The 19,831-nt window shown below is 71.9% G+C and carries 21 protein-coding genes; 10 read left to right on the forward strand and 11 right to left on the reverse strand.

Annotated elements, in window-relative coordinates; genetic code table 11:
* The first annotated feature begins 39 nt into the window (after positions 1-39).
* From ACH4TL_RS01875 to ACH4TL_RS01885, 3 genes are all read left to right on the forward strand, one after another.
* Positions 40-801, forward strand: a complete 762-nt coding sequence (locus tag ACH4TL_RS01875; RefSeq protein WP_398313441.1) for a hypothetical protein — start codon at positions 40-42, stop codon at positions 799-801.
* 68 nt (positions 802-869) lie between these two features.
* Positions 870-2,108 carry an ABC transporter ATP-binding protein gene (locus ACH4TL_RS01880; protein WP_398313439.1) on the forward strand — a complete coding sequence of 413 codons (1,239 nt, stop codon included), beginning with the start codon at positions 870-872 and terminating at the stop codon, positions 2,106-2,108.
* Entirely contained in the window at positions 2,108-3,118 is a 1,011-nt protein-coding gene (locus tag ACH4TL_RS01885; RefSeq protein WP_398313437.1) for an ABC transporter permease, read from the forward strand. Before ACH4TL_RS01880 ends, ACH4TL_RS01885 begins: the two co-directional genes overlap by 1 nt.
* A gap of 27 nt (positions 3,119-3,145) precedes the next feature.
* Here the strand turns inward: ACH4TL_RS01885 and ACH4TL_RS01890 are convergent, their stop codons facing one another.
* On the reverse strand, positions 3,146-3,463 hold the full coding sequence (locus ACH4TL_RS01890; protein ID WP_398313435.1) for an ATP/GTP-binding protein: 318 nt from the start codon (positions 3,461-3,463) through the stop codon (positions 3,146-3,148).
* 206 nt (positions 3,464-3,669) lie between these two features.
* Here ACH4TL_RS01890 and ACH4TL_RS01895 point away from each other — a divergent pair, with 206 nt between their 5' ends.
* On the forward strand, positions 3,670-4,701 hold the full coding sequence (locus ACH4TL_RS01895) for an LLM class flavin-dependent oxidoreductase (protein WP_398313433.1): 1,032 nt from the start codon (positions 3,670-3,672) through the stop codon (positions 4,699-4,701).
* A gap of 37 nt (positions 4,702-4,738) precedes the next feature.
* Here ACH4TL_RS01895 and ACH4TL_RS01900 read toward each other — a convergent pair whose 3' ends face one another.
* Positions 4,739-5,131 carry an SCO5389 family protein gene (locus tag ACH4TL_RS01900; RefSeq protein WP_398313431.1) on the reverse strand — a complete coding sequence of 131 codons (393 nt, stop codon included), beginning with the start codon at positions 5,129-5,131 and terminating at the stop codon, positions 4,739-4,741.
* Positions 5,132-5,342: 211 nt separating this feature from the next.
* On the opposite strand from ACH4TL_RS01900, the gene nucS reads away from it, so the two are divergent.
* The gene (gene nucS / locus ACH4TL_RS01905) at positions 5,343-6,005 is read left to right on the forward strand and encodes an endonuclease NucS (RefSeq protein ID WP_039937600.1); all 663 of its coding nucleotides are present in this window, start codon (positions 5,343-5,345) and stop codon (positions 6,003-6,005) included.
* A 309-nt stretch (positions 6,006-6,314) separates the two neighbouring features.
* Here the strand turns inward: nucS and ACH4TL_RS01910 are convergent, their stop codons facing one another.
* From ACH4TL_RS01910 to ACH4TL_RS01925, 4 genes are all read right to left on the reverse strand, one after another.
* On the reverse strand, positions 6,315-8,891 hold the full coding sequence (locus ACH4TL_RS01910) for an ATP-binding protein (protein ID WP_398313429.1): 2,577 nt from the start codon (positions 8,889-8,891) through the stop codon (positions 6,315-6,317).
* 141 nt (positions 8,892-9,032) lie between these two features.
* A complete protein-coding gene (locus tag ACH4TL_RS01915; protein WP_398313427.1) occupies positions 9,033-9,356 on the reverse strand; it encodes an STAS domain-containing protein in 324 nt (107 codons plus the stop codon).
* Between the two features lie 158 nt (positions 9,357-9,514).
* Complete coding sequence (locus ACH4TL_RS01920) at positions 9,515-10,363, reverse strand: 3-hydroxyacyl-CoA dehydrogenase family protein (RefSeq protein WP_398313425.1); 849 nt, start codon at positions 10,361-10,363, stop codon at positions 9,515-9,517.
* A gap of 89 nt (positions 10,364-10,452) precedes the next feature.
* Positions 10,453-11,094, reverse strand: coding sequence for a TetR/AcrR family transcriptional regulator (locus ACH4TL_RS01925; RefSeq protein ID WP_055547663.1), 642 nt, complete (start codon positions 11,092-11,094; stop codon positions 10,453-10,455).
* Positions 11,095-11,174: 80 nt separating this feature from the next.
* Here ACH4TL_RS01925 and ACH4TL_RS01930 point away from each other — a divergent pair, with 80 nt between their 5' ends.
* Genes ACH4TL_RS01930 through ACH4TL_RS01940 form a run of 3 tightly spaced genes read left to right on the forward strand, consistent with a single transcriptional unit; the run spans position 11,175 to position 13,323 of the window.
* Positions 11,175-11,957 carry an ABC transporter ATP-binding protein gene (locus ACH4TL_RS01930; RefSeq protein WP_398313423.1) on the forward strand — a complete coding sequence of 261 codons (783 nt, stop codon included), beginning with the start codon at positions 11,175-11,177 and terminating at the stop codon, positions 11,955-11,957.
* Between the two features lie 14 nt (positions 11,958-11,971).
* Positions 11,972-12,727, forward strand: a complete 756-nt coding sequence (locus ACH4TL_RS01935) for an ABC transporter permease (RefSeq protein WP_398313421.1) — start codon at positions 11,972-11,974, stop codon at positions 12,725-12,727.
* A gap of 23 nt (positions 12,728-12,750) precedes the next feature.
* Positions 12,751-13,323 carry a cob(I)yrinic acid a,c-diamide adenosyltransferase gene (locus ACH4TL_RS01940; protein WP_398313419.1) on the forward strand — a complete coding sequence of 191 codons (573 nt, stop codon included), beginning with the start codon at positions 12,751-12,753 and terminating at the stop codon, positions 13,321-13,323.
* A 455-nt stretch (positions 13,324-13,778) separates the two neighbouring features.
* Here the strand turns inward: ACH4TL_RS01940 and ACH4TL_RS01945 are convergent, their stop codons facing one another.
* Complete coding sequence (locus ACH4TL_RS01945) at positions 13,779-14,333, reverse strand: hypothetical protein (RefSeq protein WP_398313417.1); 555 nt, start codon at positions 14,331-14,333, stop codon at positions 13,779-13,781.
* 159 nt (positions 14,334-14,492) lie between these two features.
* Between ACH4TL_RS01945 and ACH4TL_RS01950 the strand changes: the two genes are divergently transcribed.
* Together ACH4TL_RS01950 and ACH4TL_RS01955 are read left to right on the forward strand one after the other, a co-directional pair.
* A complete protein-coding gene (locus ACH4TL_RS01950; protein WP_398313415.1) occupies positions 14,493-15,698 on the forward strand; it encodes a sensor histidine kinase in 1,206 nt (401 codons plus the stop codon).
* Positions 15,699-15,729: 31 nt separating this feature from the next.
* Positions 15,730-16,398, forward strand: a complete 669-nt coding sequence (locus ACH4TL_RS01955; protein WP_398313413.1) for a response regulator — start codon at positions 15,730-15,732, stop codon at positions 16,396-16,398.
* Between the two features lie 9 nt (positions 16,399-16,407).
* Here the strand turns inward: ACH4TL_RS01955 and ACH4TL_RS01960 are convergent, their stop codons facing one another.
* The 4 genes from ACH4TL_RS01960 to ACH4TL_RS01975 form a co-directional block, all read right to left on the reverse strand.
* A complete protein-coding gene (locus tag ACH4TL_RS01960; RefSeq protein WP_398313411.1) occupies positions 16,408-16,857 on the reverse strand; it encodes a DUF2550 domain-containing protein in 450 nt (149 codons plus the stop codon).
* Positions 16,858-16,978: 121 nt separating this feature from the next.
* Positions 16,979-17,356, reverse strand: coding sequence for a F0F1 ATP synthase subunit epsilon (locus ACH4TL_RS01965; RefSeq protein WP_398313410.1), 378 nt, complete (start codon positions 17,354-17,356; stop codon positions 16,979-16,981).
* A 112-nt stretch (positions 17,357-17,468) separates the two neighbouring features.
* A complete protein-coding gene (atpD, locus tag ACH4TL_RS01970) occupies positions 17,469-18,911 on the reverse strand; it encodes a F0F1 ATP synthase subunit beta (protein WP_398313408.1) in 1,443 nt (480 codons plus the stop codon).
* A gap of 5 nt (positions 18,912-18,916) precedes the next feature.
* The gene (locus ACH4TL_RS01975; RefSeq protein ID WP_398313406.1) at positions 18,917-19,831 is read right to left on the reverse strand and encodes a F0F1 ATP synthase subunit gamma; all 915 of its coding nucleotides are present in this window, start codon (positions 19,829-19,831) and stop codon (positions 18,917-18,919) included.

Below are 19,831 nucleotides of genomic sequence, written 5' to 3' on the forward strand. Positions count from 1 at the left end.
CCCGCCGTTGGGCCGGGGCGGTCGCGTAGGGTCGGCAGCGTGGACGACCTCAGCCTTGCCGCGCTCGGGTTCGGTGATGTGCCCGCGAAGGCGCCGCTGTGCTATCCCGGGCGGCCCGTCACCACGCCCTCGCTGCTGACCGGCGGTGAGCTGCACCCGCTGGATCCGGGGCTGCTGGAGCGGTACCGGGACCGGCACCCCGTCATCGCGGTCGGGTCCAACGCCTCCCCCGCCCAGCTGCACCACAAGCTCAGCCGCCCCGGGCGGCCCGCCACCGTGCCCATGGTGCCGGTCCGGGTGCACGGCGTCGCGGTGGGCTGCTCGGCACACATCGGGCGGTACGGGTACGTCGCCTCCGCGCCGTACGGCGACCCCGCCGCCCGCACGCCGCTGGTCGTCAGCTGGTTCGACGACGCGCAGCTCGACGCCGTCGACCGCACCGAGGTGCCCAACTACCGCCGGGTCCGGCTGCCCGGGACGGACTTCCCGATGGTGATGCCGTCCGGGGAGCGGCTGGACGCGGCGTACCTCTACGTCAGCACCCACGGCGTGCTCACCGCGCCCGGTGACGGCGGGCTGCCGCTGCCCGGCGGCGGGGACCAGAGCGCGCTGCTGGCCCGGCTGCTCGCCTCGTCCGCGCGGCTGCGGGACCTCCTCGGGCCCGATCCCGCCGCCTGGGTCGGCCGGGCGGGCTCGGACGCGGCGGTGCGGACGGCGGGCACCCGGCTGTTCCACGAGGAGGGCTGGGCCCGGCCGCGGAGTCACGATCCGCTCTCAACCCTGCTTTCACGGGAACCGTAACCCGGCCGTTAAGCTCCTAAGTCTCACGGGGGCGAGGCGCCCCGACCCATTCGCACGAGGGGCGGAGCATGATCGAGGCAGTCGGCCTGACGAAACGCTATGGCGACAAGACGGCCGTGTACAACCTGTCGTTCCAGGTGCGGCCCGGCACGGTCACCGGCTTCCTTGGGCCGAACGGCTCCGGCAAGTCGACGACGATGCGCATGATCCTCGGACTCGACGAGCCCACCGCCGGACACGTCACGGTCGGCGGCTACCCCTTCCGCAAGCTGCCCAACGCCCCGCGCCAGGTCGGCGCGCTCCTCGACGCCAAGGCCGTGCACGGCGGCCGCAGCGCCCGCCAGCACCTGCTGTGCCTCGCCCAGCTGTCCGGCATCCCGGCCCGCCGGGTGGACGAGGTGCTGGGTGTGGTCGGCCTCCAGAACGTCGCCCGCAAGCGCTCCAAGGGCTTCTCGCTCGGCATGGGCCAGCGCCTGGGCATCGCGGCCGCGCTGCTCGGCGACCCGCAGGTGCTGCTCTTCGACGAGCCGGTCAACGGCCTGGACCCCGAGGGCATCCTGTGGGTCCGCAACCTCATGAAGCAGCTGGCCTCCGAGGGCCGCACGGTCTTCGTCTCCAGCCACCTCATGAGCGAGATGGCGCTCACCGCCGACCAGCTGATCGTGATCGGCCGCGGGCAGCTGATGGCTGACATGAGCGTCAAGGACTTCATCTCGTACAACTCCGCGGACTTCGCCCGGGTCCGCACCCCCGACAGCGAGCCGCAGCAGCGCGAGAAGCTGACCGCCGCGCTGAGCGAGGCCGGGGGCCAGGTGCTGCCGGAGCAGGACGGCGCCCTGCGGGTGACCGGGCTGCCGCTGCCGCGCATCAGCGACCTGGCGCATTCGGCGAACGTCCGGCTGTGGGAGCTGTCCCCGCACCAGGCGTCGCTGGAGGAGGCGTACATGCGGATGACGCAGGGCGCCGTGGACTACCGCTCGACGGCCGACCAGCGCACCGGGCTCCAGCAGCCGCCCGCCGGGTACGGGCCGCAGGGTGGGGCGTACGGCTACGCGCAGGGCGCGCCCGGTGCACCGGGACAGCCGGGCGTACCGGGGCAGCAGCCCGGTCCTTACCCGCCCGGGACCGTGATGCCGGGGTACGCCGAGCCGCCCGCGCCGCCGCAGGGCGCCGCCCCGGCGCAGCCGCCCGTCGCCGCGCCCGCGCAGCCCCCGGCCGCTCCCCCGGTCCAGCCGCCCGCCGCCCCGGCGCGGCCGCCCGCCTCCGCACCCGCCGACCTGACCAAGCGCGACAACGAGGACGCCTGATGACGACGCCGTACCAGCAGCAGGGCCAGGCACCCGTCCCGCCGCAGACTCCGCCCCAGGCGCCCCAGGCACCGCCCCCGCCGCCGCACGCGCAGCAGCCCCACGCACAGCAGGCGCCCCACGCGCAGCAGCCGCCGCCGCAGCACCAGGCACCGCACATCCCGCCGGGGTACGTCTCGCCGCCGCCCGGCGCCCCCGCGCAGCCGTACGCCGCCGTGGGCACCTACACCTCGCCGATCCCGATCCAGCGCACCCACCTCGGGAACGCCATCGCCTCCGAGTGGACCAAGATCAAGTCGGTGCGCTCGACGATCTGGACGCTGAGCGTCATGGCCGCGCTCGTCGTCGGGATCGGCTTCCTGACGTCGGCGAGCACCAACGACAGCGACTACTCCAGCGCCCCCACCACCCTCCCCGGGTTCTTCGGCGCCCTGCTCGGTCAGCTGTGCATCGTCACCCTCGGTGTGCTGGTGGTCTCGTCCGAGTACGGCACCGGCATGATCCGCACCACCTTCACCGCCTCCCCGGCCCGCTCCCGGGTGCTGACCGCCAAGGCGCTGGTCTTCTTCACGCTCTCGTTCGTCACCACGACCCTCTCGCTCGCCCTCGTGGCCTTCATCAGCTCCGGGATGCACAGCGGCCCGGGGGTCACGCAGCCGAACAACGACCAGCTGATCGGCGCGACCCTCGGCGTCGGGCTTTATGTGTCCCTGCTCGGGCTGCTCTCGCTCGCGGTCGGCAGCATGCTGCGGCACTCGGCCGGTGCGATCACCACGATGCTGGGTGTGGTGCTGCTCCCGTCGATCCTCCCGGCGTTCCTGATGATGTCGCCGAGCCTGGCGGATCTGGGGACGCAGATGCAGAAGTACTCCTCGCCCTTCGCGCTGGCCGCGCTCTTCCAGATCGACGACTCGGTGGGCTCCGGCTGGTCGCAGCTGGGCGTGCTGGGCGGCATCACCGCGGCGGCGTTCGTCGGGGCGTTCGTGCTGCTGGAGAAGCGGGACGTGTAACGGCAGCGCTCGACAGGACCCGCGGGCTCAGTACCGCGGTGCGTTACGGGACCGCTGGAGCCTGGCGCTCCGGCGGTCCCTCGCGTTCCAGCACGCCTTGTGCCAGTGGCGCCGGTCGTCCACGCCCATGTGCTGCTGCCAGGCCACCACATGCGGCACCCCGGGCGGGATCTCCTGGTCGCATCCGGGGCACCGGTAGTGCTTGGCGGCGGCCCCGCCGCCCACCAGCCGCACCACCCACTCCTCGCCCTGCCAGGTCTCGGTGCGCTCCAGCCCGTAACGGTCCGTGCCCGGGCGGTCGACTGGCTTCTCGCCACCTCGCGGGCGGTTTCGGCGTGGAGACACGGGGCACCTCGACAGGGCTGGGAGCTACTGACTGTGACCAGCGTACGCGCTACGGTCACGCACTCGGTAAGTCGTCGTCCACAACCACTCTCAGATCATCATGAAAAATACTTGCCAGGCCGTGCCCTTGGCACGTGTCAGACGTTATTGCCAGTGAGGGGGATGCCCATGTCGGCGATGGAGCCGCGACAAGGAGGCAGATGGCAATGCGTGTGGGGGCTTTCATTCTGGCCGCTCAATTTCCGGGCCAAGGACAGGAGGAGGCGCTGCACCGGGCGGTCCGCTCGGCCGAACTGTCCGAGCACGCCGGGCTGGACGCGGTCTGGCTCGCCGAGCACCACTTCGTGCCGTACGGCGTATGCCCGTCCGCCGTCACCCTGGCCGCCCTGCTGCTGGGGCGCACCCGGCGCATAGGCGTCGGTACTGCGGTGAGCGTACTTCCAACGGTCCACCCCGTCGCGCTGGGTGAGCAGGCGGCACTGCTGCATCTCAGCTCCGGTGGCCGGTTCACCCTCGGCGTCGGCCGCGGCGGGCCCTGGGTGGACCTGGAGGTCTTCGGCACCGGTCTCGGGGCGTACGAACACGGCTATCCCGAAGCACTCGACCTGCTGCTGCGCTGGCTGCGGGAGTCCCGGGTGGGGGCGGACGGCGAGCGCTTCGCCTTCCGTGAGGTCCCGGTCGTACCGCGCCCGGACGACCCCGCCGCGACCGGCACCCCGCCCATGGTCATGGCGTGCATCTCGCCCCACAGCGTGCGGATGGCCGCCGAGCGCGGACTGCCCATGCTGCTCGGCATGCACTGCGGGGACGAGGAGAAGGCCGAGGCGGTCGCGCTGTGGAAGAAGTCCGCGCTGGCCACGGGCCGTTCCCCGGACGAGGTCGCGGCGTTGGCGGCGGAGCACGTCTCCGCCGGGGTGGTGCAGATCGAGGACGCGCGCCCCGCGGCGACGGAGACCCTGACCAAGGCGATGCCGGGATGGTTGCGCCAGGGCCTCGGCGCCCATGTCACCGTCGACGGCCGGGAGCGCCGGATGCGCGACCCGCTCGACTACGCGGAGTTGCTGTGCTCACTGCATCCGGTCGGCCCGCCCCGGCTGTGCGCCGACCGGCTGGCGGCCACCGCGGAGCGCACCGGCATCACGCGCTTCGCGCTGATGGTGGAGGGCTCGGGCGATCTGGCGGCCACGGAGCAGAACGTGCGGCGGCTCGGTGGTGAAGTGCTGCCGCTCCTGCTCTGACACACCTCCCCCTGGTGGAGCGGCAGCGGACATCGCGTCAGCAGTCGCGCAGCGTGGGCGACTGGTTCAGCAGCTGTCCCCGGACCGAGGTGAAGCGGGCCAGGCGGTCGTCGGCCGAAGCGTCGAGCGGGAAGACCGCCACCCGATGGCAGTTCTGGAAGGCCAGCCGCACCCCGAAGTGGCGCTGGAGCGCGCCCCGTATCGCGTCACTCGCCAGCGCGCGGAGCAGCTGCCCGCGGGCCTGCTCGTCCGGCGGCGGCGTCTGGTTGTCGGCGAACTCCCCGCCGTCGACCTTCAGCTGGGCCACCAGAGAGCTGATCATCTCCCATGCGTACGGTAGGGAGTTCCGGACGCAGTCGACGAACTCGGCTTCGTCGACCTCGCCTCGCTCGGCCTGTTCGAGAAGGGCCGGTGAGACGTCGAGCGACATGGGTTCTCCTCTCGCGACCCCGTGTGCGGGGTCTCAGGGATGGGATGGGCGGACGGCGACGCAGCGTACGCGCCCGGCGACCGCCCGCTTCAAAGGTATTCCGGCCACTGTGCCCGCACCACCGATACGGGCACACAACCAGCCAATGCTGAACGGGTCCATCGCCGGACGAATCGCGTGGAGCCTCCGTGGTCGAGTAGCGTTGCGGACCATGCGTCTCGTCATCGCCCGGTGCTCCGTGGACTACGCCGGCCGCCTCACCGCCCACCTTCCCTCGGCACCCCGCCTGATCCTCGTCAAGGCCGACGGCAGTGTGTCCATCCACGCGGACGACAGGGCCTACAAACCCCTCAACTGGATGTCTCCGCCGTGCACGCTGAAGGAAGGCGATGACAATGTGTGGACGGTCGTGAACAAAGCGGGCGAGAAGCTCATCATCACCATGGAGGACGTTCTCCATGATTCCTCGCATGAGCTCGGCGTCGACCCCGGGTTGATCAAGGACGGCGTCGAGGCCCACCTCCAAGAGCTGCTCGCCGATCGTATCGAGACACTGGGCGATGGCTGGACGCTTATTCGGCGTGAATACCCCACTGCCATTGGCCCCGTGGACATTCTCTGCCGGGACGCGGACGGCACGACGGTCGCGGTCGAGATCAAGCGGCGTGGTGAGATCGACGGCGTCGAGCAGCTCACGCGCTATCTCGAACTGCTCAACCGGGATCCGCACCTGGCCCCGGTGAAGGGCGTCTTCGCGGCCCAGGAGATCAAGCCGCAGGCCCGGGTTCTCGCCACCGACCGTGGCATCGGGTGTGCGGTCCTCGACTACGACGCGCTGCGCGGTATCGAGGACGACAAGCTCCGCCTCTTCTGACACCCCGGACCCACCCATTCCGGCCACGGTGCCCATGAGCCCCTGGCCGGTTTCCGGCGCCTGTCCCCCACCCCGCCCCTTCCCGATACGCGGGGCTCCGCCCCCGACCCCCGCCGGGGCTCCGCCCCGGACCCCGGTCCTCAAACTCCCCCAGCTACCGCTGGGAGGTGCCCCCTGGACCGGCTGGAAATTCCAGCCCGTCCGGCGTTTGAGGACACGCCCGGAGGGCGTACGGGGCCGCGGCGCGGCCCGGGGGGCCGGGGGCAAGCCCCCGGTTTCGGGAAGGGCGGGGTGGGGAAAGGTGCCCGGCTACGTGGAGACGGTCGACGACGCCGAGTTGCCCGCCGACGGCGTGCCGCTGGCCGTGGTGGAGGTGGACGTTGCCGTCGTGGGCGGGGTGGTGGGCCTGGTCTGCGTGGGAGACGGAGGCGGTGTCGTCGGGCCGCCGGTCGTCGGACCACCCGTCGGCGGGGTCGTCGGCTGGTGCGTGGGGCCATCGGTGGTCGGCGGCGACGACGGGGCCGACGGGCTCTGCGGCTGCGACGTTCCACCGCTCGTGGACGGATGATCCGCCGGACCACTCGGGGTCCCACCGTTCGTCGGCACCGAGGACGGCGACGACAGCGGCACATTGCTCAGCCCCGGCTGCGGCGCCCCGTTACTCGGGGCCTCCGACGGCTCGTCCGCCGTCAGATCCTTGTTGTCGTCCTGCCGCGAGGACGACTCGCGCGGCTTGACCCGGTCGGGCTTGTCCTTGCCGTCGTCACCGCCCAGCGCGCCCAGCGTGACCACGACGCCGAGCACCGCCACCAGCAGCGCCCCCGCCCCCGCGGCGACCAGGTTGCGGCGGGCGCCGGTCAGCGCGAGAGCGCGCAGCCCCTTCCGCTTGGCGGGCGAGTCGGCGGGCGGCACGGCGAACGACTTGACCTGCGGCTCGGCCTCCGCCGCGGGCACGGCCGGGAGCGCCGTCGTGACGGCGACCGGGGGTATCTTCGTCGTCTCGGGCTCGTCCACGGCCGGCGTGACGACCGTGGTCGCGTGCTCGGTCTCGGCAGCGGCCGGACGCGTCCGTACGACGCCGGGGCCGAACGCGTCGGTCATCGCCGCGCCCGTACGGTCGCTCACCAGCGCCAGCGCCCTGCGCCCCGCGACCGTGCCGCGCTTGTCGGCGAGGGCGCCGCGCAGCCCGATGGACGCCTCCAGTTCGGCGCGGGCCCGGTCGAGGTTGCCGGTGCACAGGGCGAGGACGCCCAGCTCGTGGTGGAAGTACGCCTCGTCGGCGACCTGTCCGGCCAGCCGCGCGGCCTCCTGGCCGTGCCGGACGGCGCGTTCCCAGGCGCCCCAGTGCAGCGCGGCGGCGAAGGCGGGGGCGGCGGCCCGGGCCAGCGCCACGGCGGCGTCGGCGTGCCCGGCCTCCCGGTCGGAGACCAGGGCGGCCATCGCGGCGAGTACCGCGTCCGCCTCGACGGCGACCCGCTCGGGGGCCACCGAGGGGTGACCGGCCCACCAGGTGTAGTGCGTCGCCACGGTGTGGGCGCGCCCGGCGGACTCGGCCGCATCGCCCGCGTACCCGTCCGCCGCGAGCTGCGCAGCCACCCCGGCCGCCAGCCGGTAGTGCGGACCGACGGTGGTGACCAGGCCGTGGGCGAGCAGTTCGCCGAGGGCGGCGTCGGCGTGCGGATCGTCGGTGAGGGCGGGCAGATGGGCCGGGTGCGGGCATTCACCGCCGAGGGCGACCGCGAACCGCAGGGCGTCGCGGGCCGCTTCGCCCAGCCCCGCGGCGAGCAGCGCGGCCGGAGCCGCGGCCTCGGGGATCGAGGGCAGGGGGGTCACGTCATGCGGTTCGGCGTCGCGCGGCCCGGCATCCTCGGCATCGGCGCCGTCAGACCCCGCGGCGGCCGCCTCGCGCGCCCTCAGCAGCGCCCCCGCCTGGACGAACCGCAACGGCAGCCCCTCCGACTCGAACCACAGATCCGCCGCCCAGCTCGCCTCGTCCTCCGCCAACGGGCGCCGCAGGGCCCGCTCCAGGAGATCCAGACCGGCGGTGCGGCTCAGCCCCGGCAGGAAGACCTCTTCGAGGTGCGAATCGGCGGACGGGGCCGCGACGTCCGGCGTGGCGGAGATCAGGAAGGCGCATTCGGGCGTCGCGTCGAGGAACTCGTCGAGCGCGGTGCCGCCGAACTCGATGTCGTCGAGGACGACGACCGCGCCGATCTCCCGCACCGCCTCCAGCAGTTCCGCCCGCTCGGGCCGGTACAGCGGGGCGCGGTGGACGGCGGCGTAGAGGTCGTACAGCAGGTCGGTGGGGGTGCGGTGGTAGCCGGAGAGGCGTACGACGCCGTCGGGCGCCAGGCTTTCGCAGTCGGCGGCGACGGCCTCCAGCAGCACGCTGCGCCCGGCGCCGGAGGGCCCGGTGACCCGTACGGAGCGGCCGCGGGCCAGCAGCCGGGCCAGCCGCTCGCGCTCCTCGTCCCGCTCCAGCATCGGCAGGTCGGGCACCACCGTGCCGGACGGCCGGGGCGCGGCCGCGGCGCGGCGCAGTTCGGCGCGCTGGTCGGGGGTGTGCCGCTCGGGCCTGGCGGGGCGCTCACGGGGCGGGCAGGGCTCTATCTCGCTGCCGTCGACCGGGTTGACGGTCAGCAGATGGTCGCCGGTGACGATGCGTACGGTACGGACGGGCCCGGGCTCCGCGGTGTCCTCCGCCCCCTCCGGCGCGGCCGAACCGCCGCCCCGGACGGGCAGGGCGGGCCGGGGCGCGGGCACGGCGGGCAGCGCCGCGGGCCCGTCCGCGTCCCGCGGCGGCTGCGGCGCGGCGGCGGCGTCCGCGGAACGCGGGCCCGGGTCGTCGTGACCGTGCTCGTGCGGTGCGCGGTTGTGCTGCTCCATGGCCCTGTGCCCCCCAGATGCGTGGCGCGCCCGTGTGTGCCGCCGTAGGGATGATGTCCGGCGAGTGCCGGACAAGACCTCGTCACAGTATCCACCGGCCCCGGAACGGCCCGCGCCACCCCGGGGATTCAGGGCATGCATTCAGACGCGCGGCAGTGTCTCCGCCTCGAGCCCGCCCTCGATCGCCAGGATGCGGTGCAGCCGGGTGGCCACCAGCAGCCGCTGCATCTGGGGCGGCACCCCGCGCAGGACGAGCCGCCTGCCCGCCCGGCCCGCTCTCCGGTGCGCCTCCATGATCACGCCGAGTCCGGTGGCGTCCCAGGAGTCCAGCTCGCTCAGGTCGAGTACGAGGTCTCCGCCGCCGGAATCAACGGCGGTGTGCAGGGCCGTACGGGCGTCCGCCGCGCTCCGGACGTCCAGTCGGCCCCCGACGACCAGCTCGGCGTGGTCGCCCCTGATGTGCATATGCGCTCCCCTGGATGGTGCGTCGTCATGTCGTCAATGCGCCATTTCTCTCTACAGAACTGACTGCCTCGCACCCGAGGAAGTTGCCGTCTGTAAGCGAACCGATACCGAATTCACCCGTCAGGGTGAGTTACGGGCCTGGCGCCGCACCAGGGCCCTCAGTAGCGGTAAAAGCCCCCACCGCTCTTGCGGCCGATGTCACCCGCGTCGACCATCCGGCGCATGATCTCCGGTGGCGCGAACTTCTCGTCCTGGGACTCGGTGTAAATGTTGTCGGTGGCGTGCAGCAGGATGTCCACGCCGGTGAGGTCGGCCGTCGCGAGGGGTCCCATCGCGTGGCCGAAGCCCAGCTTGCAGGCGATGTCGATGTCCTCGGCCGTGGCGACCCCGGACTCGTAGAGCTTGGCGGCCTCGACCACGAGTGCCGAGATCAGGCGCGTGGTGACGAAGCCCGCGACATCACGGTTGACGACAATACAGGTCTTGCCCACGCCCTCCGCGAACTCCCGTGCCGCGGCGAGCGTTTCACCGCTCGTCTTGTAGCCGCGCACCAATTCGCACAGCTGCATCATCGGCACCGGCGAGAAGAAATGGGTGCCGACGACCCGCTCCGGGCGCTCCGTGGCCGAGGCGATCTTGGTGATCGGGATGGCGGAGGTGTTGGACGCGAGGATGGTGTCGTCCTTGACCAGTCCGTCGAGGGTGCGGAAGATCTCCCGCTTGACCTCGATCTTCTCGAAGACGGCCTCCACCACGACGTCCGCGTCGGCGGCGGCGTCGAGGTCGGTCGTGGTGGTGATGCGGGCCAGCGCCTGCTCGGCGTCGCCCGCGTCCAGCTTGCCCTTGGAGACGAACTTGTCGTAGGAGGCGCGGATGCCGTCGGTGCCGCGGCGCAACGCCTCATCGGTCACATCGCGCAGCACGACGTCCCAGCCCGCCTGGGCCGAGACCTGCGCGATGCCGGACCCCATGAGTCCGGCTCCGATGACCGCGAGCTTCTTGGCCACGACACACACCCTTTCGTCGGCATTCGGTATTCGGTGTGCGTGGACCTTAACGCCCGTTCACCCCTTGGGGCAGCCCTTAGTAAGGCGCGTCACGGTGTGTTCTTCACCGCATAGTTGAGCACCGTGTCGCTGAGAAGCGACTCCATGACGTCGACGGCCCGCAGGGCGTCCTCGGCGACCTCGTCGGTCCCGCCGCCTTCCGCGAGGGCGCGGATGATGGAGCGCTGAACGGCGTTCTGGAGTCCGACGAGTTGGTGGGCGATGAACTCGGGGGTCGGGTCCTGCGGCGCGGCGGCCGCCTCCTCGCGCAGGGTCACTCCGAGATGGCCGACCGTCTTCCCCTGCATGGTGAAGAGCCTGGCCATGAGCGTCGGCGAGTCCACCATGACCTGACGGAACCGCTCGTAGCCCTCGCTCAGCCCGACATAGGGCTGGCGCTCGCGGATGTCCTGGCGCAGCTGCTCCAGCAGCGCCCGCGCCGCCGACTGGCCGACCGCGCGCTCCCGTACGAGGCGGGAGGGGCGGTCGACGACCTCGTCCTCGCGGTCGACGAAGAGGTCTTCCTTGGTCGGGAAATAGTTGTAGACCGTGTTGACCGAGACCTCGGCCGCCTCGGCGATCTCCGCGATCGTGACCGCGTCGAAGCCGCGCTCCATGAACAGCCCGGTCGCCACGTCCGAGATGTACTGCCTGGTCTGCCGTTTCTTCCGCTCCCTGAGCCCTTCCGCCATGCCCTCATCCTAGCTTCGCTGGGCTGACTTTATTTTTGGAGTCATTGCAAACTTTAAGCGACCCTGCTTTTCTTGGTGGCATGCCACTCATCACCACGAGCGGGCTCGCCCGCACCTTCCGGACCAAACGCGGCCCCGTGGAGGCCGTCCGCGGCATCGACCTGACCGTCGAGGCCGGGGAGATCCTGGGCTTCCTCGGCCCCAACGGCGCGGGCAAGACCACCACGCTCCGCATGCTCACCACGCTGCTCCCGCCCACCGGCGGCAGCGCCACCGTCGCCGGTCACGACCTCGCCGCCGACCCGGCCGGGGTGCGCCGCCGCATCGGGTACGTCGCCCAGTCCGGCGGAGTCGACCCCACCGTCTCCGTACGGGAGGAACTGGTCACCCAGGGCCGCCTCTACCGGCTCCCCAAGGACGAAGCCCGGGCCCGCGCCGACGAACTCGCCCACGACCTGGACCTGACCGAGCTGCTGGACCGGCCGTGCGCCGCCCTCTCCGGAGGGCAGCGGCGGCGCCTGGACATCGCGCTCGGCCTCGTCCACCGGCCCGGCATCCTCTTCCTCGACGAGCCGACGACCGGGCTCGACCCGGCCGGGCGCGCCGACCTGTGGGACCTGATCCGGCGGCTGCGCGCCGAACACGGCACGACCGTCTTCCTGACCACCCACTACCTCGACGAGGCGGACGCCCTCGCCGACCGGCTCGTCGTCGTCGACCAGGGCCGGGTGGCCGCCGAGGGCACCGCGGCGCAGCTCAAGACCGAGTACGGCGGCTCGCCCGACGCCACGCTCCAGGACACCTTCATCGCCATCACCGGCCGCCGCACCGCACCGCGCGACCCCGCCCCGCTCGCCGTCTGACCCCGGGACCCCTCATGCCTCACGTCATCTCCGACACGGCCCTGATCTTCGGCCGTCACGTCCGCGCGACCCTGCGCTCCAGACCCGCCATGCTCTTCGGCCTCGTCCAGCCGCTGCTGTTCCTCGTCTTCTTCGGCCCGCTGCTCACCGACATACCGCTGGGCGGCGAGGGCAACTCCTGGCAGACCATCGTCCCCGGCATCCTCATCCAGCTCGGCATGTTCAGCGCCTCGTTCGCCGGGGTCGGCATCATCTTCGAAAAGCGCCTGGGCGTCGTCGAGCGGATGCGGGTCACGCCGGTCAGCCGACTGGCCCTGCTCATGGGCCGGGTGCTCAAGGACGTCGTCCAGCTCCTGCTCCAGTCCGTGGTGGTCGTCCTCGTCGCCGTCGCCATGGGGCTGCGCGCGCCGGTGCCGGGCATCCTGATCGGCTTCGCCTTCGTCGCCGCGCTCACCGTCTCGCTCGCGTCGCTCTCGTACGCGCTGGCCATGCGGGTGGAGTCGCCGCAGGGGTTCGGGCCCGTCATCAACTCCGTCACCATGCCCGCGATGCTGCTCTCCGGCATCCTGCTGCCGATGTCGCTCGGCCCGCGCTGGCTCGACATCGCCTCGCACTTCGTGCCGTTCCGCTACCTCGTGGACGGCGTACGGGCCGCCTTCGCCGGGGACTACGGCGACGGCAAGATCGGCCTCGCCTGCCTGGTCGCCACCGGGCTCGCCGCCGTCGCCGTCACGCTCGGCACGCGCCTGTTCCGGCAGGCCGGGGCGTAGGGGCTGCGCGTAGGCTCGGACCCATGGTCAATCTCACCCGCATCTACACGCGCACCGGGGACAAGGGCACCACCTCCCTCGGCGACATGAGCCGCACCGACAAGACCGACCTGCGGATCGCCGCGTACGCCGACGCGAACGAGGCGAACGCCGCGCTCGGGGTGGCCATCGCGCTGGGCTCGCTGCCGGACGAGATCACCGAGGTGCTGACCCGGGTCCAGAACGACCTGTTCGACGTGGGCGCCGACCTGTCGACCCCGGTGGTCGAGAACCCCGAGCATCCGCCGCTTCGGGTCGAGCAGAGCTACATCGACAAGCTGGAGGCGGACTGCGACCGCTTCCTGGCGGACCTGGAGAAGCTGCGCAGCTTCATCCTCCCCGGCGGCACGCCCGGCGCGGCGCTGCTGCACCAGGCGTGCACGGTCGTGCGGCGCGCCGAGCGCGCGACGTGGGCGGCGTTCGCCGGACACGGCGACACGATGAACCCGCTCACCGCGACCTATCTCAACCGCCTGTCCGACCTGCTCTTCATCCTGGCCCGCACGGCCAACAAGTCCGTCGGCGACGTCCTGTGGGTCCCCGGCGAAAACCGCTGACACCCCCGCCAAGCCCCGCTGCGCGGAGCCTCCCCCACCCCGCCCCTTCCCGAACCCGGGGCAAGCCCCGGACCCCACGCAGCCCAGGCTGCGGCGGCTGAGTTGCCAGGCCAGAAGCCCAACGAGGAGCCCGGGGACCACCCCAGCCGGAGCGAGAACACTGCCCCAGGCGGACCGGGGACTCCGAACGGGGCACACCGCAGCCCGCCGGGTCCGGGGCGGAGCCCCGGGCTGGGTCCGGGCGCCCCCGCCGAGTTCGGGAGCGCAACCCTGAGCCGGACACCGGGGACGCGACCGCCGAATCGGGGCGCGGGAGGCAACCCCACGAGGCCCCTGGCGCCTGCGGGGGCCGGGGGTGCGTGCCCCCAACCGGGGTTCGGGGCGCGCGGTCCCGTGGGGGGCCGGGGGTGTCCCCCGGTTCGGGTAGGGGCGGGGTGGGGAAATTCCGCCGGAGGCTACGACCGCACGTCTGACGCGGCGGGGTCGCGCTTCGGCCAGAGGGTGTACGTCAGGGCGATGATCACGTTGATGCCCATCACGAACAGCATCTTCCCCTGCCAGTCGCGCAGCGAACCGATGTCACCGTCGTCGCCGACGTACCAGATCGCACCCTGGAGCAGGGCCATCGCGATGGCCGCGGCCAGAATCCAGCGGGCGGCGGTCTTCCACTCGTGGGCCGCGCGCGCCATGCCGTACTTCGGCGGCTTCACCGGCGGCGGGCCGTCGAAGAAGCGGTGGGCGACCCGCTCGTCGACCCAGCGGATCGTCTGGTGGCCGAGGGCGATCGAGAAGCCGATGTAGGCCGCGGCGATGCCGTGCTTGAAGTCCGGTTCGGCGCCGTTCTTGAGGTCGATCGCGGTGGCCACGAACAGGACCAGTTCCAGCAGCGGTTCGCACAGCAGCACCGCCACGCTCGCCCGCGGCATCTTCGCCACGTACCGCAGTGCCAGCCCCACGGCCAGCAGTACCCAGAAGCCGACCTCACAGGCGATGATCAGCGCGACAATCACGGTCTCTCCTCTCGCTCCCCCTCACCGTCCCGTGCGATCCGGGCGTTCGCCTCGTCGTCCGTGACGAGACCCGGGTGCATCGTTCGATGTACGACGGGGGCGAGGAGGACCGGTCCGGAGGGGGAGGGCCCAGGGCGCGGGGCGTGCTGTGATGGGGGCATGCCGCACCGCCTGCCGCGCCCCCACCGCGACGACATGCTCATCGGCCTCGCCGGGGTGCTCGGCGGGGGGCTGTTGTGGGCGCTGGGGCTGCACAACAACCCGCCGTTCTTCGGTACGCCCCAGTGGCTCGGCCTCGTGGCCATGGTCGTCGTCTCGGGGGCCGAACTGCTGCGGCGTACGGCACCGGTCACGGGGCTCTGCGCCGGAACCGCGGCCGTGGCCGCCGACCTGTGCAGCGGGGGGCTCGCGTCGACGCTGCTGATGTACACGGACCTGATCTACGCGTGCGTCATGTACGGCAGCCCCGCCACCGCCCGTCGTCTGCCCCGGCTGTGCGTGCTGGCCACGGCGGTGGCGACGGTCGTACCGCTGGCGGTGGTCCGCGAAGCCTGGGCGCTGCTGATCGGCATGCTCGTCGCGGTGTTCACCATCAGCCCCGCCTGGACCGGGGTGTTGGTGCGCAACCATCGGGAGGAAGCCGAGGCCGCCCGCTTGGAGGCGGAACGCGTCGCGCTGCTGGCCGAGCTGGACCGCCGGGAGGCGGTCACCGCGGAGCGGGCCCGGATGGCCCGCGAGCTGCACGACATGGTGGCGGGTCACCTCTCCGCGATCGCCATCCACTCCACCGCCGCCCAGTCCCTGAAGGACCCGGCCGCGACGGAGGAGGCACTCGGCGTCATCCGGGAGAACAGCGTGCGCGGGCTGGCCGAGATGCGGCGGCTGATCGGCCTGCTGCGTGACGATGAGGACCAGCCGGCGCCCGCGCCCACCCTCGGTGCGCTGGATGCCCTGCTGGAGCGGGCCAGGGGCACCAGCCCCCGGACCGGTGGGCAGGACTTCGTGCTGTACGACGAGCGCCCGGCGGGCTCCGCCCCGCTGCCCGCACCGGTCGAGCTGGCCGCGTACCGCATCGTCCAGGAGTCCCTGACCAACGCCCTCAAGCACGCCGCACCCGGCAGGGTTGACGTGACGCTGACCCACCCCGCAGACGGTGCGGACGGCGCGCTGGAGGTCAGCGTGACCAGTCCGTACGGCGACGACCGCCCCACGCCACGGGTGCCCGGGACGGGCACCGGGCTGATCGGGATGCGGGAGCGGGTGACGCTGCTCGGCGGCACCCTCGACGCGGGCCCCGTCCCCGGCCCCTCCGGCACGGTGTGGCGGGTACGGGCCGCGCTGCCGCTGGGGGACCACCAGCCATGACCGACACAGCACACAGCACACAGGAGCCGCGGTGAACCAGGTAGAGCACACGCCCGAGGAGCCCGTCCGGGTGCTCGTCGCCGAGGATCAGGCCGCGGTGCGCTCGGGGCTGGTGCTCATCCTGCGGTCGGCGCCCGGCATCGAGGTGGTCGGCGAGGCCGTCGACGGGGAGCAGGCCGTGGCGCTGGCCCGGGAGCTGCGGCCCGACGTGGTGCTGATGGACGTCCAGATGCCGCGGCTCGACGGGGTCTCCGCGACCCGGCAGGTGGTCGCCGAGGGCCTGGCGGACGTGCTGGTGCTGACCACCTTCGACCTGGACGAGTACGTGTTCGGGGCGCTGCGCGCCGGGGCGGCCGGGTTTCTGCTCAAGGACAGCGACGCGGCACGGCTGGTCGAGGCGGTGCGTACGGTCGCGGGCGGCGAGGGGCTGATCGCGCCCGCGGTGACCCGCCGCCTGATCGCGGAGTTCGCCCGGACGGAAGGCCCGGCGACGGCCGATCCGGCGGTGCTCGCCGCGCTCACCCCGCGCGAGCGGGAGGTGCTGGGCTGCCTGGGCCGGGGGATGTCGAACGCGCAGATCGCCACGCACCTCACCATGGCGGAGGCAACCGTGAAGACCCACGTCAGCAGGGTGCTCGGCAAGCTGGAGCTGCGCAGCCGGGTGCAGGCGGCCGTGCTGGCGCAGGAGTTGGGTGTGTGAACGAAACCCTCAGGCCACGTTGACGCGCTGGCCGGGCGGGGCGGCCTCCAGCCAGGCCAGGAACCCGGTCAGGGCGTCCTCGCTCATCGCCAGCTCCAGCCGCGTACCGCTGTGCCGGCAGGCCAGGATGACCGCGTCGGAGAGCAGGGCCAGCTCCTCCTCGCCCTTGGGCGTACGCCGCTCCAGCACCTCGATCGAGGCGCGCTCAAGCGTCCGCCGGGGGCGGAACGCGTACGAGAAGACCCGGAACCACTCGATCCGGTCACCGTTGTAGCGGGCGATCCCGTACACCCACCCCTTGCCGCTGGGCTCCGCCTCGGATCCGGGCGCGCCCCAGCGCATCGAACAGTCGAAGGTGCCGCCGGACCGCTGGATCAGCCGCCGCCGCAGTCCGAAGACGAAGAGTCCCGCCACCACCAGCGCGACGACCACGCCGCTCACGAGCAGAGCGAGGACCATCTTCACCGACCTCCTCGCCTCATCCGGAAAAACCGCACCTGCATCGCCTCAGCCGCGGACCGCTGAAGGGGAACTCCAGCGAGGTCCGCGGCTGAGGCTTTACGACCGTAACGTGACAGGCTCAGCGCACTCCCGTCACCGCACGCAGCCGGACGTCGGCGCGCCGCTCGGCGGCGGCGTCCGCCGCCGACTTGGCGCGCTCCAGCGCCCGCTCCGCGCGCTTGACATCGATTTCGTCGGACAGCTCAGCGACCTCGGCCAGCACCGAGAGCTTGTCGTCCGAGAAGGAGATGAACCCGCCGTGCACCGCGGCGACGACCGTCCCGCCGTCGCTCGTACGGATGGTCACCGGGCCGGACTCCAGCACACCGAGCAGCGGCTGGTGGCCGGGCATGACGCCGATGTCACCCGATGTGGTGCGCGCGATGACCAAGGTGGCCGTGCCGGACCAGACACTACGGTCCGCCGCGACCATCTCGACGTGCAGCTCAGCAGCCAACGTGGCTCCTCGGGTCTGAAACCTGCCGGGAACGACAGGGCTTTCGTCAAAGAATAACGGGCGTGCGGAGAGGGGCGGGACCGGGCCCACCCCTCTCCCATGAGCACAGGGCTCAGGAGACGCCCAGCTCCTTGGCCTTGGCCTTCAGGTCGTCCAGGCCACCGCACATGAAGAACGCCTGCTCCGGGAAGTGGTCGAACTCACCGTCGGCGATCGCGTTGAACGCGGCGATCGACTCGTCCAGCGGCACGTCCGATCCGTCGAGACCGGTGAACTGCTTCGCCGCGTGGGTGTTCTGCGACAGGAAGCGCTCGATGCGGCGGGCGCGGAAGACGGTGAGCTTGTCCTCCTCGCCGAGCTCGTCGATGCCCAGGATGTTGATGATGTCCTGGAGGTCCTTGTACTTCTGGAGGATCGACTTCACGCGCGAGGCGCAGTCGTAGTGGTCCTGCGAGATGTAGCGCGGGTCCAGGATCCGGGACGTCGAGTCCAGCGGGTCCACCGCCGGGTAGATGCCCTTCTCCGAGATCGGCCGGGAGAGCACCGTGGTCGCGTCGAGGTGCGCGAAGGTGGTCGCCGGGGCCGGGTCGGTGAGGTCGTCCGCGGGGACGTAGATCGCCTGCATCGAGGTGATCGAGTGACCGCGGGTCGAGGTGATGCGCTCCTGGAGGATGCCCATCTCGTCGGCCAGGTTCGGCTGGTAGCCCACCGCGGAGGGCATGCGGCCGAGCAGCGTCGAGACCTCGGAACCGGCCTGGGTGAAGCGGAAGATGTTGTCGATGAAGAACAGCACGTCCTGCTTCTGCACATCGCGGAAGTACTCCGCCATGGTCAGACCCGCCAGGGCGACGCGCAGACGGGTGCCCGGGGGCTCGTCCATCTGGCCGAAGACCAGCGCGGTCTGCGGGAGCACGCCGGACTCGGCCATCTCCTCGATCAGGTCGTTGCCCTCACGGGTGCGCTCGCCGACACCGGCGAACACGGAAACGCCCTCGTGCAGCTTGGCCACACGCATGATCATTTCCTGGATGAGGACGGTCTTGCCGACGCCCGCGCCGCCGAACAGACCGATCTTGCCGCCCTTGACGTACGGGGTCAGCAGGTCGACGACCTTCAGGCCGGTCTCGAACATCTCGGTCTTGGACTCGAGCTGGTCGAACGCCGGGGCCTTGCGGTGGATGGCCCAGCGCTCGGTGACCTCGGACTCGGCCTCGGGCTCGTTGAGGATCTGGCCGAGGGTGTTGAACACCCGGCCCTTGGTGACGTCGCCGACGGGCACGGTGATGCCCGCGCCGGTGTCGGTCACCGGGGCCTGGCGGACCAGACCGTCGGTGGGCTGCATGGAGATGGAGCGCACCAGGCCCTCGCCGAGGTGCTGCGCGACCTCGAGGGTCAGGGTCTTCTTCGCCCCGTCCTGGGCCGGGTCGGCGACCTCGACGGTCAGCGCGTTGTAGATCTCCGGCATCGCGTCGACGGGGAACTCCACGTCGACGACCGGGCCGATGACCCGCGCGACGCGGCCCGTCGCCGTGGCCGTCTCAACAGTGGTGGTCATAGTTGTCAGTCACTCCCCGCAGAGGCGTCGGCCAGAGCGCTCGCGCCACCGACGATCTCGCTGATTTCCTGGGTGATGTCGGCCTGGCGGGCCGCGTTGGCAAGCCGCGTGAGCGACTTGATGAGCTCATCGGCATTGTCGGTCGCCGACTTCATCGCCCGCCGGGTGGCCGCGTGCTTGGAGGCGGCGGCCTGGAGCAGGGCGTTGTAGATGCGCGCCTCGACGTACCGCGGCAGCAGCGCGTCGAGGACGTCCTCGGCCGACGGCTCGAACTCGAAGAGCGGCAGCAGCTCGCCCTTCTTCTCCTGCTCCTCCGCCTTCTCCTCGAGGCTGAGCGGCAGCAGCCGGTCCTGGACCGGGGTCTGCGTCAGCATCGAGACGAACTCGGTGAACACGATGTGCAGCTCGTCCACGCCGCCGTCGGCCGTCTCCTGGAGCACGGCCTCGATCAGCGGTCCGGCGATCTTCTTGGCGTCGGCGTAGGTCGGGTTGTCGGTGAAACCCGTCCACGACTCCGTGACCTTGCGCTCACGGAAGGCGTAGTAGGCGACGCCCTTGCGGCCGACGATGTAGGTGTCGACCTCCTTGCCCTCGCCGGTGAGCCGCTGGGTCAGCTGCTCGGCCGCCTTGATGACGTTGGAGGAGTAGCCGCCCGCGAGCCCGCGGTCGCTCGTGACGAGCAGCACCGCGGCGCGGGTCGGGTTCTCGGCCTCCGAGGTCAGCGCGTGCTGGGTGGTGGAGCCCTTGGCCACGGCGCCGACCGCGCGGGTCAGCTCGGTGGCGTACGGGGTCGACGCGGCCACCTGACGCTGCGCCTTGACGACCCGCGAGGCGGCGATCATCTCCATCGCCTTGGTGATCTTCTTGGTCGCGGAGACGGACTTGATCCGCCTCTTGTAGACCTTGACCTGGGCACCCAT

The organism is Streptomyces sp. NPDC021115, assembly GCF_044333065.1.
Lineage (GTDB): Bacteria > Actinomycetota > Actinomycetes > Streptomycetales > Streptomycetaceae > Streptomyces.

Excerpts from the sequence above, each read along its gene's own strand:
- ACH4TL_RS01880 (WP_398313439.1), top strand. The coding sequence starts at position 870 with ATGATCGAGGCAGTCGGCCTGACGAAACGCTATGGCGACAAGACGGCC.
- ACH4TL_RS01885 (WP_398313437.1), top strand. The coding sequence starts at position 2,108 with ATGACGACGCCGTACCAGCAGCAGGGCCAGGCACCCGTCCCGCCGCAG.
- ACH4TL_RS01895 (WP_398313433.1), top strand. The coding sequence starts at position 3,670 with ATGCGTGTGGGGGCTTTCATTCTGGCCGCTCAATTTCCGGGCCAAGGA.
- ACH4TL_RS01900 (WP_398313431.1), bottom strand. The coding sequence starts at position 5,131 with ATGTCGCTCGACGTCTCACCGGCCCTTCTCGAACAGGCCGAGCGAGGC.
- nucS (WP_039937600.1), top strand. The coding sequence starts at position 5,343 with ATGCGTCTCGTCATCGCCCGGTGCTCCGTGGACTACGCCGGCCGCCTC.
- ACH4TL_RS01910 (WP_398313429.1), bottom strand. The coding sequence starts at position 8,891 with ATGGAGCAGCACAACCGCGCACCGCACGAGCACGGTCACGACGACCCG.
- ACH4TL_RS01915 (WP_398313427.1), bottom strand. The coding sequence starts at position 9,356 with ATGCACATCAGGGGCGACCACGCCGAGCTGGTCGTCGGGGGCCGACTG.
- ACH4TL_RS01925 (WP_055547663.1), bottom strand. The coding sequence starts at position 11,094 with ATGGCGGAAGGGCTCAGGGAGCGGAAGAAACGGCAGACCAGGCAGTAC.
- ACH4TL_RS01930 (WP_398313423.1), top strand. The coding sequence starts at position 11,175 with ATGCCACTCATCACCACGAGCGGGCTCGCCCGCACCTTCCGGACCAAA.
- ACH4TL_RS01935 (WP_398313421.1), top strand. The coding sequence starts at position 11,972 with ATGCCTCACGTCATCTCCGACACGGCCCTGATCTTCGGCCGTCACGTC.
- ACH4TL_RS01940 (WP_398313419.1), top strand. The coding sequence starts at position 12,751 with ATGGTCAATCTCACCCGCATCTACACGCGCACCGGGGACAAGGGCACC.
- ACH4TL_RS01950 (WP_398313415.1), top strand. The coding sequence starts at position 14,493 with ATGCCGCACCGCCTGCCGCGCCCCCACCGCGACGACATGCTCATCGGC.
- ACH4TL_RS01960 (WP_398313411.1), bottom strand. The coding sequence starts at position 16,857 with ATGGTCCTCGCTCTGCTCGTGAGCGGCGTGGTCGTCGCGCTGGTGGTG.
- atpD (WP_398313408.1), bottom strand. The coding sequence starts at position 18,911 with ATGACCACCACTGTTGAGACGGCCACGGCGACGGGCCGCGTCGCGCGG.
- ACH4TL_RS01975 (WP_398313406.1), bottom strand. The coding sequence starts at position 19,831 with ATGGGTGCCCAGGTCAAGGTCTACAAGAGGCGGATCAAGTCCGTCTCC.